At 53.8% G+C, this 17,555-nt stretch carries 16 protein-coding genes; 11 read left to right on the forward strand and 5 right to left on the reverse strand.

Features of this window, described 5'->3' with window-relative positions; all coding sequences use genetic code 11:
* Positions 1-118: 118 nt before the first annotated feature.
* The 3 genes from PFRI_RS21425 (at position 119) to PFRI_RS21895 (ending at position 1,777) form a co-directional block, all read left to right on the forward strand.
* The gene (locus PFRI_RS21425) at positions 119-289 is read left to right on the forward strand and encodes a hypothetical protein (RefSeq protein ID WP_170124836.1); all 171 of its coding nucleotides are present in this window, start codon (positions 119-121) and stop codon (positions 287-289) included.
* Between the two features lie 156 nt (positions 290-445).
* The gene (locus tag PFRI_RS18395) at positions 446-751 is read left to right on the forward strand and encodes a hypothetical protein (RefSeq protein ID WP_072632160.1); all 306 of its coding nucleotides are present in this window, start codon (positions 446-448) and stop codon (positions 749-751) included.
* Positions 752-769: 18 nt separating this feature from the next.
* Entirely contained in the window at positions 770-1,777 is a 1,008-nt protein-coding gene (locus PFRI_RS21895; RefSeq protein WP_072632161.1) for a Hint domain-containing protein, read from the forward strand.
* Here the strand turns inward: PFRI_RS21895 and PFRI_RS18405 are convergent.
* Positions 1,774-3,096 carry a serine hydroxymethyltransferase gene (locus tag PFRI_RS18405; RefSeq protein ID WP_072632162.1) on the reverse strand — a complete coding sequence of 441 codons (1,323 nt, stop codon included), beginning with the start codon at positions 3,094-3,096 and terminating at the stop codon, positions 1,774-1,776. The two genes, PFRI_RS21895 and PFRI_RS18405, sit on opposite strands and share 4 nt — an antisense overlap.
* A gap of 92 nt (positions 3,097-3,188) precedes the next feature.
* Here PFRI_RS18405 and PFRI_RS18410 point away from each other — a divergent pair, with 92 nt between their 5' ends.
* Complete coding sequence (locus PFRI_RS18410) at positions 3,189-4,067, forward strand: LysR family transcriptional regulator (protein WP_072632163.1); 879 nt, start codon at positions 3,189-3,191, stop codon at positions 4,065-4,067.
* Here the strand turns inward: PFRI_RS18410 and PFRI_RS18415 are convergent.
* Complete coding sequence (locus PFRI_RS18415) at positions 4,064-5,836, reverse strand: SLC13 family permease (RefSeq protein ID WP_072632164.1); 1,773 nt, start codon at positions 5,834-5,836, stop codon at positions 4,064-4,066. The two genes, PFRI_RS18410 and PFRI_RS18415, sit on opposite strands and share 4 nt — an antisense overlap.
* Before the next feature lie 123 nt (positions 5,837-5,959).
* Between PFRI_RS18415 and PFRI_RS18420 the strand changes: the two genes are divergently transcribed.
* From PFRI_RS18420 to PFRI_RS18450, 7 genes are all read left to right on the forward strand, one after another.
* Positions 5,960-6,700 carry a YebC/PmpR family DNA-binding transcriptional regulator gene (locus PFRI_RS18420; protein ID WP_072632165.1) on the forward strand — a complete coding sequence of 247 codons (741 nt, stop codon included), beginning with the start codon at positions 5,960-5,962 and terminating at the stop codon, positions 6,698-6,700.
* Positions 6,701-6,893: 193 nt separating this feature from the next.
* Positions 6,894-7,796 carry a DMT family transporter gene (locus PFRI_RS18425; protein ID WP_072632166.1) on the forward strand — a complete coding sequence of 301 codons (903 nt, stop codon included), beginning with the start codon at positions 6,894-6,896 and terminating at the stop codon, positions 7,794-7,796.
* A 76-nt stretch (positions 7,797-7,872) separates the two neighbouring features.
* Complete coding sequence (betI, locus tag PFRI_RS18430) at positions 7,873-8,454, forward strand: choline-binding transcriptional repressor BetI (RefSeq protein ID WP_111445421.1); 582 nt, start codon at positions 7,873-7,875, stop codon at positions 8,452-8,454.
* Positions 8,454-9,962 (forward strand): choline-sulfatase, encoded by a 1,509-nt coding sequence (gene betC / locus PFRI_RS18435; protein WP_072632167.1) that lies wholly within the window; start codon positions 8,454-8,456, stop codon positions 9,960-9,962. The genes betI and betC overlap by 1 nt, the downstream gene beginning before the upstream one ends.
* A gap of 40 nt (positions 9,963-10,002) precedes the next feature.
* Positions 10,003-11,460, forward strand: coding sequence for a betaine-aldehyde dehydrogenase (betB, locus tag PFRI_RS18440; RefSeq protein WP_072632168.1), 1,458 nt, complete (start codon positions 10,003-10,005; stop codon positions 11,458-11,460).
* Between the two features lie 66 nt (positions 11,461-11,526).
* On the forward strand, positions 11,527-13,176 hold the full coding sequence (gene betA, locus PFRI_RS18445) for a choline dehydrogenase (RefSeq protein ID WP_072632205.1): 1,650 nt from the start codon (positions 11,527-11,529) through the stop codon (positions 13,174-13,176).
* A gap of 224 nt (positions 13,177-13,400) precedes the next feature.
* Complete coding sequence (locus PFRI_RS18450; protein ID WP_342742269.1) at positions 13,401-13,973, forward strand: thermonuclease family protein; 573 nt, start codon at positions 13,401-13,403, stop codon at positions 13,971-13,973.
* 1 nt (position 13,974) lies between these two features.
* Here PFRI_RS18450 and PFRI_RS18455 read toward each other — a convergent pair whose 3' ends face one another.
* From PFRI_RS18455 to PFRI_RS18465, 3 genes are all read right to left on the reverse strand, one after another.
* On the reverse strand, positions 13,975-14,817 hold the full coding sequence (locus PFRI_RS18455; protein ID WP_072632170.1) for an alpha/beta hydrolase: 843 nt from the start codon (positions 14,815-14,817) through the stop codon (positions 13,975-13,977).
* On the reverse strand, positions 14,817-16,217 hold the full coding sequence (locus PFRI_RS18460; protein WP_072632171.1) for a helix-turn-helix domain-containing protein: 1,401 nt from the start codon (positions 16,215-16,217) through the stop codon (positions 14,817-14,819). Before PFRI_RS18460 ends, PFRI_RS18455 begins: the two co-directional genes overlap by 1 nt.
* A gap of 65 nt (positions 16,218-16,282) precedes the next feature.
* Positions 16,283-17,497, reverse strand: coding sequence for a multidrug effflux MFS transporter (locus PFRI_RS18465; protein ID WP_072632172.1), 1,215 nt, complete (start codon positions 17,495-17,497; stop codon positions 16,283-16,285).
* Between the last annotated feature and the right edge of the window lie 58 nt (positions 17,498-17,555).

Below are 17,555 nucleotides of genomic sequence, written 5' to 3' on the forward strand. Positions count from 1 at the left end.
TTTCGCGTATTTTCCCTGCATTATTAGTTTCTTAAGATCTTTGCGCAACTGTGAATCGTCTCATTCAGTACACATTTCGTAGGTATCAGAAGCTTTTGTTAGAGAGTTAGGCTTTGTTATGGCTACGAATACAAACACGACCCCTGCAACACGAGATAATCAAACGATTACTGGCACCGCGGGCATAGATACGCTGTCTGGTGGGCTCGGGCACGACACCCTGACAGGTGGCGCGAGCAACGATGTTCTTGCAGGTGATGGCCCTGTCGCAGGCGCGTGGCACTTTTAAACGTATGATCGTGATTTTACCAGCGCGGCTGGGCAAGCCTTTGACATAGAAACGGCGGGCAGCACACGGACTGCTGCTGGCTATGTTACGGACTTCAATGAAGGCGGGTTAACCAACACAATTCGCGGAACTGGTGGTAACCCCGAATATTTTGCGGTGATCTACACGAGCACGATAAATACCAGTGCGGGTGGCACAGACCGCTTTGCGACCAGCTCTGATGATGGCTCGACGATCCAGATTTTTGATAGCTCTGGTACGGCTTTGAACTTTGCCAACCAGACAGGCGGTACGCTTGATTATATGAACAACGGCTTCCACCAAGGCACGACGACGCGCTTTGGTGATGTGACGTTGGACCCAGCCGAGACCTACACGATCCAAATCCGCTATTGGGAAAACCGCGGTGGTGACACCCTGTCTGCGACAGTAAGCGGACCTGATACTGGGGGCGTAACATAAAACCTTTTGACTTCGCCAATGCCAGGCCTTCCGCCAGAGCCAGGGTACTCGGTCACGGGTGTTCCCTTTGGTATTGAAGGTGATGACAGCATTGATGGTGGCGCAGGTGCGGACACGATTGAAGGCAATGGCGGCAACGACACGCTTATCGGCGGCACTGGCTCGGATAGCCTCACGGGTGGTGATGGCGATGACACTTATGTTTTCAATTCCGGTGACGGCGTTGACACGATCACGGATTTCAACGCAGGCAACAGCGGCAGCATCACCGATGGCGATCAGGCCAACAATGATTTCGTTGATCTAAGCGATTTTTATACAAACCTGACCGAACTGCGTAACGACGTTCTTGATGATGGGGTGCTCAACCAATCGGTTGGAAGTTTTGGCGATAACACCGCGATGGGTGGTAGTCTGGAATTGAGCGGCGTTGTTGCAAGTGACCTCACTTTCGACAACACCAACGTCGTTTGTTTTGAACGCACCACTTTGATTTCAACCCCGCAAGGGCAACAGATGATTGGTGACCTTAGTGTGGGAGATGACGTCGTCACGCGCGACAATGGCATTCAAAAAATCCGTTGGATTGGCTCGAAAACCGTTGCGGGCAAAGGACATCTTGCACCTATTTATATTCGAAAGGGAACGCTTGGGAATGCACGTGACTTGTTGGTGTCTCCGCAACATAGAATGTTGCTGCGGGGGTGGCAGGCAGAGTTGCTTTACGGTGAAAACGAAGTGCTCGCTGCGGCAAAGATGTTGGTGAACGATCAAACCATACGTCAAATCACGTGCAACGAAATCACATATGTTCACATGCTCTTTGATGACCATGAGATCGTTTTGGCCGAAGGCTGCTGGTCTGAAAGTTACTGCCCAAGTAAAGAAAACGTGGATGCTCTTGATCTTTCCGCACGTCTGGAGTTGCTGGAAATGTTCCCAGAATTAGCGAGCACGTCGATATTTAACAGCGCACGCACCAGCCTGAAAATGCATGAAGCGCAGGTGTTTTCAGGGCTATTTTAAAGTGTCATGTAGTGCAACGTATCAAAGCTTTCGCGCAAGCTGCGCACCTCTGTTGCCATCGTGTCGGGGGCGTTAGAGCGCAACGCCTTGGCGACTAACGCGGCAAGCTCATCGGTATGTTCGGGCGTAACCCCCCAACGCACCAACTCAGGCGTTCCAATGCGCAATCCGTTCATGTCGCCCGCGACCTCTGCAATGGGGAGGCCAATGCCACAGGCAAGAAACCCCGCCTTGCGCAGCGCTTTTGACGCAGCCTGACCGCCGCCAAACCCAGCGGCTTCAATCGCGAATTGATGCGATTGCGTGTGGCCTTGTGTCGTGCTGAACACAGGCAAGCCTTGATCGGCCAGCGCGCTTGCGAGTGCTTGCGCTGTCGCTATCATTTGCGTGCTGTAAGCGGCCCCATGATCAATCCAATCGAGCATCGTCATTGCAAGGGCGGCAGACTTTGCGGCATCAAAATTCGCGGTCATGCCCGGAAATGCAATCGCATCAATGCGCTGCATGAGTTCTGCGTCGTTGCTCACGATCAAACCGGATGCCGGGCCGCCAAGGCTTTTGTAGGTGCTCATTGTCATTAGATGCGCGCCTTCGGCCAGCGGGTTCTTCCACGATTTTCCCGCGATGATCCCACATTGATGCGCCGCGTCAAAGAGCACCTTTGCACCGACGTCGTCCGCAATCATGCGAACGTCTGCGACTGGGTGTTCTTGCAAGTTGAGCGAACTGCCAACTGTGATCAACTTTGGCTTCACCTCGTGTGCGAGCTTGCGCAGCCCATCAATATCAAGGGTGTAGCCGTCTGCGTTTACAGGGGCAGGGACAGTATTCAAACCGAACAGCCCCGCGCAGCCATCTAGGTGATGGGTCACATGACCACCAATCGACGCAGGCGGCGCGATGATCGTGTCACCCGCTTTGCAGGTCGCCATAAAACCGTAGAGATTGGCTATCGCGCCAGAGGGAACGCGTATTTCCGCGTATTTAGCGTCGAAAACCTGCGCGCAAAGCTCTGCTGCGATGACCTCGATTTCTTCAATCGCCTCTAGGCCCATCTCGTATTTGTCACCCGGATAGCCAAGCGAAGGACGCGCGCCAAGACCGGAGGCCAGCATCGCTTCTGCACGCGGGTTCATCACATTGGTCGCAGGGTTCAAGTTAAAGCATTCGCGCTCGTGAATGTCGCGGTTTTCATCAATCAACGCACCGAGCCGTGCGGCGTTTTCAACAGTGCTGCGCGCGATTGTTGCTTTTGAAATTTGCGTCACGCGGTCTTCGCAGAGGGACGGGACCCAAGGGCGGTTCACTAGCATATTCATTCTCCATAAATCTGTGGGTGAGTTGATCTGACTTGCTCTCTCTGCGCAAATGAGATTTTCTAAAATTAGGCGTAGAAAAACTAAGGCTAGTCATGTCCGTTAATCCACCACGCCCGCGCGGGCCTCACTTGAATGCAATGCGCTGCTTCGAGACTGCGGCACGCGTCGGCGGTTTTGCCGCCGCGGCGGAGGAATTGTCGGTGACGGCTGGCGCTGTTTCGCAGCAGATTAAATCACTAGAGGACTGGATCGGTGCTCCGCTTTTCGAGCGGCGTAGCCAAGGCGTTGTGCTCACCCCGCTTGGCGACTCCGCGCGTGAGCAGTTTTCCCAAGCCTTCGATGCGCTTGGCACGGCGCTTCATACGCTGCGCATCAATGCGCCCGAAGCAACGGTCAACATTGCAGCTTTACCGGCGATTGCACAGCTTTGGCTGTCACCGCGTTTGCAACGCGTACGGCAGCAATTCCCCAATCAATCCATTTCAATTAACGCGCTGGAGCAAGCCCCGAATTTAAAGCGTGAAATCTGTGACATCAGCCTGTTTTTTGGTCAGCCAACAGGTGCAAAGACAGAGCAAGTGCTTGGCGCAGACGTGATTTTCCCGGTCTGCGCACCAGCGTTGGCAGCACAGATTGCAAATATTGATGATTTGCAAAGCCTGCCGCGTATCTACGATGCAACATGGGTTGATGATTGGCGGCTCTGGCTAAAGGCAGCAGGGGCGCAAGAGAGTGCCGTGCAAAGCGAAGCGCGCTTTTCGCTTTACAGCCTCGCGCTACAAGAGGCGCGCAATGGGGCAGGCGTGATGATCGGTCATGCGAGCCTTGTGGAGCGGGATTTGGCAAGCGGTGCGCTTGTCGCGCCGTTTGACGTCACCGCACACACGGGAAAATCGCTTATCTTGCAAACGCTCGCATGGCCAAACGCAGAGACCCGCATGTCCAAGATTATTGAGGCGTTGTTGTCTTAAAGCGGCCAGAAAACCAGAATTGCGGGGATCGAGACGGCAACGATGATTATTTCTAATGGCAGGCCAATGCGCCAATAGTCGCCAAACTGATAGCCGCCAGGCCCAAGAATGAGTGTGTTGTTCTTGTGTCCGATCGGGGTCAGGAACGCCGCAGACGCCGCGATCGCAACCGCCATCAGGAACGGATCAGGTGACACGCCCAAAGATTGCGCCATTTGAATGCCCACAGGCGCGGCCACGATGGTTGTCGCGGTGTTGTTTAAAACGTCCGATAGCGTCATCGTCACAACCATCAAGACCGTCAGGATCGCCCAAGCTGGCATCCCTTCGGTCAGGCCAACCAAAGCCCCCGCAATCAATTCGGTTCCACCTGCGTTTTGCAAAGCCGCCCCCAGCGGGATCATCGAGCCAAGCAAGACCACAACAGGCCATTCGATATGGGTGTAGAGTTCGGACAGTGGAACGATCTTGGCCAGAACATAGGCAACCACCACACATCCAAGGGCGATGGGCAAGTACACCAGACCGAAACTTGCCACCGCCACAGCGGCGGCGAACATGCCAATCGCCAGCCAGACTTTGCTATCTTGTGTTACCGCAAGACCGCGTTCTGCCAGAGGCAAGCAGCCAAGCCATTCGGTCACATCAGGACCACGGTCTTTGGGCACCAAAAGCAAGAGAATATCGCCCGTGCGCACTTCAGTTTTGCGCACATGATCGCGGATCGCTTTACCTTGGCGTGAAATGCCCATGAGCACGGTGCGTTGACGCCACGCGAGACCAATCGCCTGAGCGGTCTTGCCCGCAAGGCGTGAGGTTTCCGTCACCACGACTTCGATCACATCAACACCGTCACCTGCTGCGTTCAGTTGCTCTTCGCGCTTTTCATCTGCAAATGCGAGCGAAAGAGCTGCGCGAAATTCATCCAAGGCATCGGGGGAGGCTTCGAGCACAAGAGTATCACCCGCTTTCAGCTCAGAACTGCGCGCACGGCCATAGCGGCGTTTGCCATCGCGGATAAGACCGATCAGAGCGACATCCGCCTTTTCGGCGTCTTCTTCGATCTCAGACAAACGCTTGCCGATGATTTTGCTGTCTGCGGGCACGGTCAACTCGGCGATATAATCAGACATGTCATTGCCTGCGGCACCGTCATCGCCCCGCGTGGGGATCAATCGCCAGCCAATCAAAGCGACGAAAGCAAGACCCGCAATCGCGGCGATGCCTCCCACGGGGGCGAAGTCGAACATCTTGAAGGGCTCGCCAAGTTGCTCTTCGCGGATGGCCGCAATGATGATGTTTGGCGGAGTGCCAATCAGCGTGACCATGCCACCAAGGATCGTCGCAAAACTCAGCGGCATCAATGACAGCCCCGGCGCGCGACCCGCTTTTCGCGCGGTCTGAATGTCCACAGGCATCAAGAGCGCTAGGGCCGCTACATTGTTCATAAACGCGGACAAGACACCGCCGATGCCCCCCATCAGCGCGATGTGCCCGCCAAGGTTGCGAGAGCTGTCCACAAGTGTGCGCGTGATCAAAAAGACCGCGCCAGACCGCACTAGACCCGCAGAGACAACAAGCACCAAAGCAACAACCAAAGTGGCAGGGTGACCAAAGCCTGCAAAGGCGTCTTTACCCTCGACAACACCAAGCAACACGCCGACCATGAGTGCGGAAAAGGCCACCAAATCGTAACGAAACCGCCCCCAAAGCAAGAGCGCGAATACGGCACCAAAGAGGGCGAATATGATGATCTGATCTTGGGTCATGTTGGGCCTTTCGAGTTGCGTTTAGCTTCACCTGAAAAGCGCGCGACATGCAACCGACTTGCGGCCAAGCCCCGCCCTGACTTATACCACTCGAGATTTAAGAATTCTCATCTGGAGAGAGACATGGCCGGCCACTCAAAATGGGCAAATATTCAGCACCGTAAAGGGCGTCAGGACAAGCTGCGCTCGAAACTGTTTTCCAAGTTTTCCAAAGAGATCACCGTTGCCGCAAAGATGGGCGACCCCGATCCAGAAAAGAACCCGCGTTTGCGCCTTGCGGTAAAGGAAGCGAAATCGCAGTCCATGCCGAAAGACAACATTGATCGCGCGATCAAAAAGGCGATTGGTGGCGAAGGCGACGACTATGAGGAAATCCGCTATGAGGGCTATGGCCCGAATGGCGTCGCGGTGATCGTTGAGACGATGACAGACAACCGCAATCGCACAGCCTCTACGGTGCGGTCTACGTTTACCAAGAATGGCGGCAACTTGGGTGAAACCGGCTCTGTTGGCTTTATGTTCGATCGCAAAGGTCAGATAATGTATAGCGTTGAAGCGGGCGATGCGGATACGGTCATGGAAGCTGCGATTGAGGCGGGCGCCGAGGATTGTGAAAGCTCTGAAGAAGGGCACGTCATCATCTGCGAAGACACAGATTTGAATGAAGTCTCTACCGCTCTGGAAGCGGCGCTGGGCGAAAGCGACAGTGCGAAACTCATCTGGCAGCCCAACATTTCCACAGAGTTGGATCTGGAAGGAATGACCAAGCTGATGAAGCTCATTGATGCGCTTGAAGACGATGATGATATTCAACGCGTCACAGCAAATTTCGAAGCTTCTGATGAGGTTATGGAACAACTTTAAAGTTTTGCTTGAGAATTAACGAATGGCCTGCGCTTCCCGTGCGGGCCATTTTTTATTCAAAATAGATAATATATTTCAGACTCTTATAACCTATTCCTTACCTATAAGCTGAGCAACCTTCGCTACCTTCTCATTTTGAGACGCAAATACGATATCGCTTGCGAAAAGCGGGCTGTTTTGATCATGTCGAACCATGGAAGAACATAAGCAACGCCCATTGCTCGGCGTCATATGGATGGTCGTCGCTGGGCTTTGCTTCGTTGCTGTCACTGCATTGGTCAAGCTGAACGGTCCACGCATTCCCGCGGGTGAAGCTGCGTTTTTGCGGTATGGATTGGGGCTGTTGTTTTTGCTGCCTTTGTTCAAGATCCTCAGAGCGACGACATTCACACCGCGTCTATGGCGTTTGATCGCAGTGCGTGGATTTTTTCACACATTTGGCGTGACGCTTTGGTTCTTTGCAATGACCCAAATCTCCATCGCGGAAGTCACCGCGATGAATTATCTCACACCGGTTTTTGTAACTATCGCGGCAGCAATCTTCTTGAAGGAACGCTTGGCATTTCGCCGCATCCTTGCGGTTTGTTTCGCGCTTTTGGGTGCGATGATTATCCTGCGTCCCGGCTTTCGAGAGGTCAGTATCGGTCATCTCGCAATGCTTGCGGTTGCTTGCATGTTCTGTGTTTCCTATCTCACCGCCAAAATGCTCGCTGATGCGTTGCCTGCATCTGTGGTTGTTTCAATGCTCTCCATTGCGGTCACTGTCGGGCTCGCTCCGCTTGCATATGCAGTGTGGATACCGCCAACGGCGGGCGAGGTCGGTCTGTTGTTTCTTGTGGCGTGTTTCGCCACCGCGGGGCATTACGCAATGACCCTAGCTTTCGCCAATGCGCCGCTGACGGTGACGCAACCTGTGACCTTCATTCAGCTGATCTGGGCCGTTTCGCTTGGGTATTTCGCCTTTGGTGAGGGGATAGATCTTTGGGTGATCTTTGGTGGTTTCGTGATTTTGAGCTCTATTACTTTCATCACGTGGCGCGAGGCGGTGTTGAAACGGGGCGAGATTACACCTGGCACCAACGTTCCTAAGGTGTAGGTCGATTTGTTTTTATTGATTGACCAGTCAATAAAAAAGAACTTAGCTGTATGCGAGATTTGTTTTGGAGGCCCCAATGCCAAAAGTTGGTATGGAACCTATTCGCCGGGCAGCGCTTGTGGAAGCTACGATTCACGAGATTGGCGCGCAAGGCACGCTGGATGTGACTGTCGGTGCAATCGCCAAGCGGGCAGGAATGTCGAGCGCTTTGGCGCACCACTATTTCGGCGGCAAGGAGCAGATTTTTCTAGCGGCGATGCGACATACTCTACGTTTGTATGGCACCGAAGTGAACACAGCTTTGAGGGCGGCCAATACCCCTGCACAGCGCGCAGAGGCAATTGTGAAGGCGTCTTTCGCGAATTCGAATTTTCGCCCTGAGGTGATCGCGGCTTGGCTCAATTTCTACGTGCTTGCGCAGACTGTGCCTGATGCAAAGCGTTTACTGACAATCTATCAAGCGCGGTTGCGCTCGAACCTCGTGCACGCGTTGCGTCCGCTGTTACGAGCACGCGCAGACGAAGTGGCTTCGCGCACTGCTGCATTGATCGACGGCGTTTATTTGCACCAAAGCCTTGTGAAGTCGAAGGCGCAGCACTCGCAAGCCGCGGAAGACGTGCTCGCATATCTCGACTTTGAACTAAAGGAGACGATGTGATGACCAAGCCGAACATATTGATTTTCATGGTCGATCAACTCAATGGCACTTTCTTTCCTGATGGTCCTGCGGATTGGCTTCATGCACCCAACATCAAGAAGCTCGCAGCGCGCTCCACAAGGTTCAAAAACGCCTACACCGCAAGCCCGCTTTGCGCGCCGGGGCGTGCAAGCTACATGTCCGGCCAATTGCCAAGCGCCACCGGCGTTTATGACAATGCCGCAGAGTTTCCGTCCTCGATCCCCACATATGCGCATCACCTAAGACGTGCGGGCTATCAAACCTGCCTGAGCGGCAAGATGCATTTTGTCGGGCCGGATCAGTTGCATGGGTTTGAAGAACGCATGACAACGGATATTTACCCACCGGATTTCGGCTGGACCCCTGATTATCGCAAACCGGGCGAGCGGATCGAGTGGTGGTATCACAACATGGGGTCGGTCACAGGCTCTGGCGTGGCCGAAATCACCAACCAGATGGAATACGACGACGAGGTTGCCTATCATGCGACGCGTAAGATTTACGACTATGCGCGCGGCAAGGATGATCGGCCCTGGTGCATGACCGTGAGCTTCACGCATCCCCATGACCCTTATGTGGCGCGCCGCAAATATTGGGATCTTTACGAGGATTGCGAGCATCTCATGCCAGAGGTCGGCCCGATCCCTTACGCCGAGCACGATGCCCATTCCCAGCGTATTCTCGATGCAAATGATCGCGACAACTACAACATCTCCGATGAGGATATTCGCCGTTCTCGTCGTGCCTATTTCGCCAATATCTCCTATTTGGACGATAAGGTTGGTGAGGTCATGGAGGCACTGGAAACGACGCGCCAAGAGGCGATCATCATGTTCGTGGCAGATCATGGCGACATGCTCGGTGAGCGGGGCCTATGGTTCAAAATGTCCTTCTATGAAGGGTCTGCGCGTGTGCCGTTTATGATCTGCGCGCCGGATATGGAACCGGGGCTGATCGAAACGCCCGTCAGCAATATTGATGTTTGTCCGACGCTTTGCGATCTCGCAGGTGTGGATATGGAAGAAATTATGCCGTGGACGACGGGCATGAGTTTGAAACCGATGGGTCAGGGCGTCGAGCGCACAGAACCTGTCGCGATGGAATATGCCGCAGAGGCGAGCTACGCGCCGCTTGTCTGTTTGCGCTATGGCAAGTGGAAATATACCCGCTGCGTGCTGGATCCTGATCAACTCTTTGATCTAGAGGCAGACCCGCATGAGTGCAGAAATCTTGCGCAAGTGGCCGAACATCAAGGCACGCTGCAAACCCTCAAGGCCAAGTCTGAAAAGCGCTGGGATTTAGAGCGCTTTGATGCGGACGTCCGTCAATCGCAAGCGCGTCGCTGGGTTGTATACGAAGCTTTGCGCAACGGAGATTATTTCCCATGGGACTATCAACCGCTGCAAAAAGCGTCCGAGCGCTACATGCGAAACCACATGGATCTAAACGTTCTTGAGGAAAGCCAGCGCTTCCCGAGAGGCGAATAGCGTCGTCATCTTTCTAAATAAACTTCTGCCGGAGGCAAACATGCCCTATCCCACACAACCCACCGCCAGCCATTTTATCAATGGGGCTTATGTCGAAGACACCGCAGGCGTTGAAATCCCCGTGATTTACCCCGCAACTGGCGCGCAAATCGCAGTTGTGCATGAAGCAACACCTGCGATTATCGAGCACGCGATCACATCGGCCAAAGCTGCGCAAAAAGCTTGGGCTGCGATATCAGGAACCGAGCGGGGCCGCATTTTGCGCCGCGCCGCTGATATGATTCGAGAGCGCAACTATGATCTGTCGGTTTTAGAGACTTACGATACAGGCAAACCCATGTCCGAAACGCTTTATGTGGATGCAACATCTGGCGCGGATGCGCTTGAGTATTTCGGTGGTTTAGCGGGTAGCCTTACGGGCGAGCATATCCAGTTGGGCGAGGATTGGGTCTACACCCGTCGCGAAGCACTGGGCCTGTGCGTCGGCATCGGCGCTTGGAACTACCCTACTCAAATTGCATGCTGGAAAGGCGCGCCTGCGCTGGCGTGTGGCAATGCGATGATCTTTAAGCCGTCCGAGACAACGCCGCTTTGTGCGCTCAAAGTCGCGGAGATCCTGCATGAAGCTGGTTTGCCCGCAGGGTTATATAATGTGATCCAAGGGACAGGTGCAGTCGGTGCGCCACTTGTCACAGACCCGCGCGTGGACAAGGTGTCGCTTACCGGCTCCGTTCCTACAGGTCGCAAAGTTTATGCAGCGGCTGCGGAAGGGATAAAACACGTCACAATGGAACTTGGCGGTAAGTCTCCGCTGATCATCTTTGATGATGCGAACCTTGAGGACGCTGTCGGCGGTGCGATCCTCGCGAATTTTTACAGCTCCGGCCAAGTCTGCTCCAATGGAACGCGCGTGTTTGTTCAAAAGGGTATCAAAGATGCGTTTTTGAAGCGCCTGCAAGATCGCTTGAACGAAGCAAAAATTGGCAATCCGATGGATGAAGCGACGAATTTCGGACCTATGGTGTCAGAGCGTCAATTGAGCATCGTTCAAAGTTATATCGTCAGAGGCGAAGCTGAAGGCGCGCGGCTGGTCTGTGGCGGGAAGCGGATCGAGCGTGACGGGTATTTCCTTGAGCCAACCGTTTTTGCAGACGTGACGGATGATATGACCATCGCGCGCGAAGAAATTTTCGGACCAGTTATGGCGGTTCTGGATTTTGACACTGAAGAAGAAGCAATCACGCGGGCGAATGAAACTGAGTTCGGCCTGTCTGCTGGGGTGTTTACTTCAGATCTCACGCGTGGCCATCGCGTTATTGCGCAGATGGAAGCGGGGTCCTGCTTTATAAACTCTTATAATGATGCACCTGTTGAGGCCCCTTTTGGCGGTTCGAAAAACTCGGGCGTGGGCCGGGAAAACTCCAAGGCGGCGATCGAACATTATAGCCAGATGAAATCAGTCTACGTTCGTATGGGGGCCGTCGATGCTCCGTTTTAAGAGCTGCAGCAAGTCTTTTGTAAAAGACTTGGGGAAATCTCTTTGCAAAGAGATTTGGGGCGCGTGATGCAAGCGGAGTATGTTATTGTCGGTGCGGGGTCTGCTGGATGTGCGATGGCTTATCGCCTGTCGCAAGCAGGCCATTCCGTTATCGTAATCGAGTTTGGCGGTACTGACGCTGGACCGTTCATTCAAATGCCAGCCGCGCTTAGCTATCCAATGAACATGAAGCGATACGATTGGGGGTACAGTTCCGAGCCGGAGCCGCATCTCAATAACCGTCGTTTGGCGTGTCCGCGTGGCAAAGTGATCGGTGGGTCGTCCTCTATCAACGGTATGGTCTACGTGCGCGGTCACGCGAAAGACTTTGATCATTGGGCTGAAAGCGGCGCAGACGGATGGTCTTATTCAGATGTGCTTCCTTATTATAAACGTATGGAAAGCTGGGATAGCGGCGGTCATGGCGGCGATCCTGACTGGCGTGGCAAGGATGGACCTTTGCACGTGACCCGCGGTCCGCGTGACAACCCATTGTTCAAAGCGTTTGTCGAGGCGGGTAAACAAGCAGGATATCACACGACGGGTGATTACAATGGCGCGCAACAAGAGGGCTTTGGCCCGATGGAACAAACCGTGCATAAAGGGCGGCGATGGTCTGCAGCGAACGCGTATCTTCGCCCTGCTTTGAAAAACGGAAAATGCACTGTGGTAAGTGCTTTGGCAGAAAAAGTAGTGATCAAAGACGGTCGCGCCACAGGTGTGCAAGTGAGCGGTGGCGATGTTATTGAGGCCACGCGCGAAGTGATCCTTGCTGCAAGTTCGATCAATTCACCCAAACTTTTGATGCTCTCGGGGATTGGCCCTGCAAAACATCTCGCGGCGCACAGTATCGAAGTGATCGCGGATCGCGCGGGCGTCGGACAGAACCTTCAGGATCATCTGGAGTTATATATCCAAATGGCAGCCTCTCAGCCGATCACGCTCTATAAGCATTGGAACCTTTTTTCCAAAGCATTGATCGGCGCGCAGTGGCTTTTCACAAAGACTGGCCTTGGGGCGTCCAACCAGTTTGAAAGTGCAGCGTTTGTACGCTCAAAAGCAGGTGTCGAGTATCCTGATATCCAGTATCACTTTCTTCCCATTGCGGTGCGCTATGATGGACAAGCATCGGCGGAAGGTCATGGTTTCCAAGCTCATGTGGGTCCCATGCGCAGCCCTTCGCGCGGGGCTGTCACATTGCGTAGCAATGACCCAAATGACGCGCCGAAGATTGCGTTTAACTATATGAGCACCCCGCAGGATTGGGAGGATTTCCGCACCTGTATTCGCCTCACACGTGAAGTGTTTGCGCAAAAAGCGTTTGCGCCTTTCGTGAAACATGAAATTCAGCCGGGTGCCGATGTGCAAAGCGACGCTGAACTTGATGCGTTCATTGCAGAGCATGCAGAGAGTGCTTATCACCCGTGCGGCACTTGCAAGATGGGGCGCGTGGATGATCCGATGGCCGTTGTCGATCCGGAGTGTCGGGTCATCGGCGTCGAGGGTTTACGCGTTGCTGATAGCTCTATTTTTCCGCGCATTACCAACGGAAACCTTAATGGCCCGTCAATCATGGTGGGAGAGAAGGCCGCGGATCACATATTGGGTGTGGATATGTTGCCAAAAAGCAATGAGCGCCCATGGTTGCATCCTGACTGGGAACATCAGCAGCGTTAAATTGTTTGAGAGTTCGGGAACGAGGGGCCAGCCCCTCGTGATCCCCGGGATATTTGTAAAGAGAGGATGCGAAGCGTTTACGCTTTGTTAACGCAAGTTAACGAATTGAATTGATGTATCGGGTATCCCGAGGGCATATCTGTTGGATGTTCAGAATTTGTTTATTCATTTGTGTTCTCTTAGGTGCAACATCGGTCGCGGCGGACGTGACAGGGAAGGTTCGTGTGATTGATGGCGACACGTTTGATGTGGCTGCTCAACGCGTGCGCATCTTTGGAATTGATGCCCCTGAGAGCAAACAAACCTGCGAAACAGAACAGGGAACGACTTGGGCGTGTGGTGCTTGGGTGAGCGCGCAAGTGGCGGCGTTGTATGATGGCAAACGCGCTATTTGTCGCGAAGAAGATCGTGATCGCTATGACCGCATCGTCGCGCGGTGTGAGATTGCGGGACGTGATGTCGGACAACAGCTGGTTTCCAGCGGTTTAGCGTTTGCCTATCGCAAGTATTCGATGCGGTATGATTTGGATGAAAAAGGCGCCGCGGTGAACGATCTTGGCTTGCATGGTTCGCGTGTTCAAAGGCCTGCGCAATACCGAGCAACGCAAGCAAAGGGCCGGATTCCGCCAAACCGGAACTGCGTGATAAAAGGCAATATTACAAAGAGTGGATACATTTATCATATGCCCGGTCAGCGTGATTATGAGCGTACGGGTATCAATGAGGCGAAAGGGGAACGTTGGTTTTGCTCACAGCTTCAAGCGCGCGTGGCGGGTTGGCGAAAAGCACGGCGCTGACCTAATACGCGCCGTAAGTGTTAATGAAACGCCATAGTTTTGGCATTGTGTCGCTGCGCCATGTGCCGCTATGCGAACCGCCTTTGACGGCCACGAAGTTTTTGTCCTTATGAGGCGCGGCTTTGAAGATGGCTTGCCCCATGCGCATCGGTGTTACTTCGTCAGCGGTTCCGTGAAGGACGAGGGTCGGCATTGTCAAAGCGTGACCACGTGACAGGCTTTCCCAACGGTCAGAGATGCGCGAAATTAGGGTGTCAGGAACATCAGTGACTGCGCGCGCCATATCCGGGATCGACGAGAAGGGGGCTTCTAGGATCACGCCTGAGGGGCGTTGAGCTTCGCTTAACTTTGCCAAAAGCGCAATTGCGACTGCGCTGCCAAGGCTCTCTCCGTATAAGATCAAGTTTCGCGGCGCGCGCAGAGGCACGTACTTGCCCGCGTTTAGATAAAGGTGAAGTGCGTCGTTTGTGATTGCGGTTTCAGACGGCACACCAGTGCTCCCAGAGGAGCCACGATATGACATGGCAAGCACGTCGAACCCTTGGGCTTGCATCTGTTTGAACCGTTCTGCGCGCAGGGCCAAATTGCCAGCATTTCCATGGAAATACAGGACTGTTGCGCGAGATTTACCTGTCGCGGGCACGCTCCAAACGACGATTGAAGCGCTCGGATGATCGATGCGGTGCTCTGTCGTATTCGGCAAACCAAGTCGCGCTGGATCCACATGTTCTGGTGAGAGTGGATAGATCATTTTGCGCTCTATCGCCTTGAGCGGAAGCAGATCGAGCAATCCAGCATGCGCTGTGATTGGCAAGAAAAACAAAAGCGTTAGCAAAATTTTCATTAACCGACCTCATAAGGAAGAACATCGCGGCGATTACTGTCAACGCGCAATCGGCGTTCAAGAGGTGGCACAGAACGTTGATGGCAGTTCACGCGCTCACATATCCGGCAGGAGATACCTATGGGTTCATAAGCACTAGCATTCGAAATATCGAGGCTATCAGCATACACCAATTGTCCCGCGTGGGTCACTTCGCATCCAAGTGCGATGGCAAAGCGACGTGATGGTGCGCCAAAAGAGCCGCCGGGCTTTAGAACGTCGTGCGCGAGAGAGATGTAGCGCACACCATCCGGCGTTTCTGCAAGCTGCCTTATGAACCGACCTGGTGTTTCGAAAGCGCGATGCACGTTCCACAAAGGGCAAGCCCCGCCAAAACGCGCAAACTGCAAGCGTGTTGCGCTGTGGCGTTTGGTGATGGAGCCAGCTTGATCGACACGAACAAAGAAGAATGGAACACCTTTGGCACCGGGTCTTTGAAGCGTCGAAAGACGGTGTGCGACCTGTTCAATGGATGCGCCGAAAAGCATCGCGAGCCGTTCTAGGTCGTGTCGTGTTTCGCGAGCTGCATCCAAAAATGGGCCGTAGGGCATCAGGGCAGCACCAGCATAGTAGTTTGCAAGTCCGATCTTTGCGATCGCGCGCGCTTCTACCGTTTGAAAGCGGGCAAGATCAAGTGTCGCTTCGAGTAGTTTTTCTTGAGCAATTAGAGCAAGTTGAACGAGAATTTGGAAGCTTTGTGTAGCTGGCGCAGTGTGCTGGGAGATTGTTAAGACACGCGTCTCTGGATCGAAATGGCGCACCGCATCCACAGGCGCGAACTTCAGTGAAATATTATGTTGCCTGAAGGTGGCGATAGCGCGTTCTCGGATCGTTGCCTCTTTAGGACCAGTCGAACTAAAATGCTCTGCGGCACGGTCCATCGCATCGATGTAGTTATCGCAATAGTGGAAAAAATCACGCACATCTTCCCAAGGACTGGGCTGCAATTGCCCGTCGTCCCGCCCTAGTGCTTCATCTAGTGACGCAAGACGTTCGTGGGTTTGGCGATACGCACGGTGAAGTTCCAAGAAAGCACGCGCGAGAGCAGGGGCGTTTGACGCTGTCAGGCGCAAATCAGCGAGCGGCGGTTCGACGGAGTCGAGCACAGGATCAGCAAGAGCTTCACGCATGTCGGTCACGAGACGCTCCGCATCGCCAGAACTTAATTCGGTAACATCGAAACCGAATTCTTGCGCAAGCGCGAGCACAACAGTGGTCGAAAGCGGGCGCTTGTTGTTTTCCATCTGGTTCAAATAGGGCAATGACACGCCCAGTTTCGCAGCAAAGTCCTTTTGCGTTAGTGCGACTTGTCCGCGCAATTCACGCAGCTTCGATCCAGCATAGATTTTTTGAAGGGCCATATCATGCCTCTTAGCAGATTTGCATTACGCTACACTAAGCTTTGCAAAGCGCTCACTGCAAGGGATCAAGCACCTATGGCTTTTGCGCGCCGTATCACAAAGGCTGCTGCAAGCAGCCCGCCCGCAGTGCTTGCGACCATCAGCCAAAGGACAGGCATGGCAGAGTCTTTGCCCGTCAAAATAATGCCTGCGAGCGCAGATAGAATTGCGCCAAAGCCGATCATTATTGCGCCGCCAAGCCCGGAAGCGGTTCCCGCCAGATGCGGTCGAACCGAGAGCATACCTGATGTCGCATTTGGAATTGTCATACCATTGCCGATGCCTACAATCGTCATAAAGCCGAAAAAGCTGGCAGGTGTGCCCAATCCGACCCCGAATACAAGCAATGAAGCGGCGGTCGCGAGGGTTGCGACCAGCGCGCCAAAGAACACCATGTTGTCAATGCCGATGCGCGTTGAATAGCGACCGGAGACAAAATTCCCCAAGAAATACCCAAAAGCTGGCGAGCCAAAATAAAATCCAAGCACAGCGGGCGAGAGCATGAAAATCTTTGTTCCAACGTAGGGTGCGCCGCCTAAATAGGCGAAAAATGCGCCAGAGGTCAGGCCGGACGCAATTGAGTATCCCCAAAAACGCGGGGATGCGAAGAGTTCGGGGTAGTGGCCGAATTGTTGGCGCAGCGTTTCGCCTGTTGCGCGTTTTGTTTCGCCCTGATCGAAGTAGCACAGAGCGAACATGCCAAAGCCAGAGCCCGCCATCAGCCAAAAGCTTGCTTGCCAGCCGAAAGTTTCGTCAAGCACACCGCCCAACATCGGGCCAAGCATTGGCACCACGGCCATGCCCATTGTGACATAGCCAATCAGGGACGCAGCTTTGTCCGCCGTCACGACATCACGGATGATGGCGCGGCTGAGAACCATCGCGGTGACGATGATCGCTTGGGCCATGCGAAACAGTAAAAATACCGTCGCGTTTGGCGCATAAACGCAACCCACAGAGGCGATGGTGAACAGCGCCAAGCCCCACAGAATTACAGGTCTGCGCCCTAAATTGTCCGAGATGGGACCGATGATAATCTGGAGCACTGCATTCATCGCGAAATACGCGGCGACTGACATTTGCAAGACCCAGTATTCGGTTTCGAAATGCAGTGCCATATTCGGCAAGGATGGTAAAAACACATTCATCGCGAGTGCAGAAACGCCTGCGAGCAATATGAGTGTAATGATATGGGGCGGTGTTGCTCTATCGAGAAGACGCGCGGAGTAAGAGTCGTTCATGTCTTTGTTGTAGCGCGAAGCTCAGATTTGCAACAGCGACAAATCCAGCAAATCTAAA

Source organism: Planktotalea frisia (genome assembly GCF_001890925.1).
GTDB lineage: Bacteria > Pseudomonadota > Alphaproteobacteria > Rhodobacterales > Rhodobacteraceae > Planktotalea > Planktotalea frisia.

Bases quoted from the DNA above. Each gene is read 5' to 3' on its own strand.
- betI (WP_111445421.1), top strand. From the start codon at position 7,873: ATGCCAAAAGTTGGTATGGAACCTATTCGCCGGGCAGCGCTTGTGGAA.
- PFRI_RS18455 (WP_072632170.1), bottom strand. From the start codon at position 14,817: ATGAAAATTTTGCTAACGCTTTTGTTTTTCTTGCCAATCACAGCGCAT.
- betC (WP_072632167.1), top strand. From the start codon at position 8,454: ATGACCAAGCCGAACATATTGATTTTCATGGTCGATCAACTCAATGGC.
- PFRI_RS21895 (WP_072632161.1), top strand. From the start codon at position 770: ATGCCAGGCCTTCCGCCAGAGCCAGGGTACTCGGTCACGGGTGTTCCC.
- betA (WP_072632205.1), top strand. From the start codon at position 11,527: ATGCAAGCGGAGTATGTTATTGTCGGTGCGGGGTCTGCTGGATGTGCG.
- PFRI_RS18415 (WP_072632164.1), bottom strand. From the start codon at position 5,836: ATGACCCAAGATCAGATCATCATATTCGCCCTCTTTGGTGCCGTATTC.
- PFRI_RS18465 (WP_072632172.1), bottom strand. From the start codon at position 17,497: ATGAACGACTCTTACTCCGCGCGTCTTCTCGATAGAGCAACACCGCCC.
- PFRI_RS18410 (WP_072632163.1), top strand. From the start codon at position 3,189: ATGTCCGTTAATCCACCACGCCCGCGCGGGCCTCACTTGAATGCAATG.
- PFRI_RS18425 (WP_072632166.1), top strand. From the start codon at position 6,894: ATGGAAGAACATAAGCAACGCCCATTGCTCGGCGTCATATGGATGGTC.
- PFRI_RS18420 (WP_072632165.1), top strand. From the start codon at position 5,960: ATGGCCGGCCACTCAAAATGGGCAAATATTCAGCACCGTAAAGGGCGT.
- PFRI_RS18405 (WP_072632162.1), bottom strand. From the start codon at position 3,096: ATGAATATGCTAGTGAACCGCCCTTGGGTCCCGTCCCTCTGCGAAGAC.
- PFRI_RS18460 (WP_072632171.1), bottom strand. From the start codon at position 16,217: ATGGCCCTTCAAAAAATCTATGCTGGATCGAAGCTGCGTGAATTGCGC.
- PFRI_RS21425 (WP_170124836.1), top strand. From the start codon at position 119: ATGGCTACGAATACAAACACGACCCCTGCAACACGAGATAATCAAACG.
- betB (WP_072632168.1), top strand. From the start codon at position 10,003: ATGCCCTATCCCACACAACCCACCGCCAGCCATTTTATCAATGGGGCT.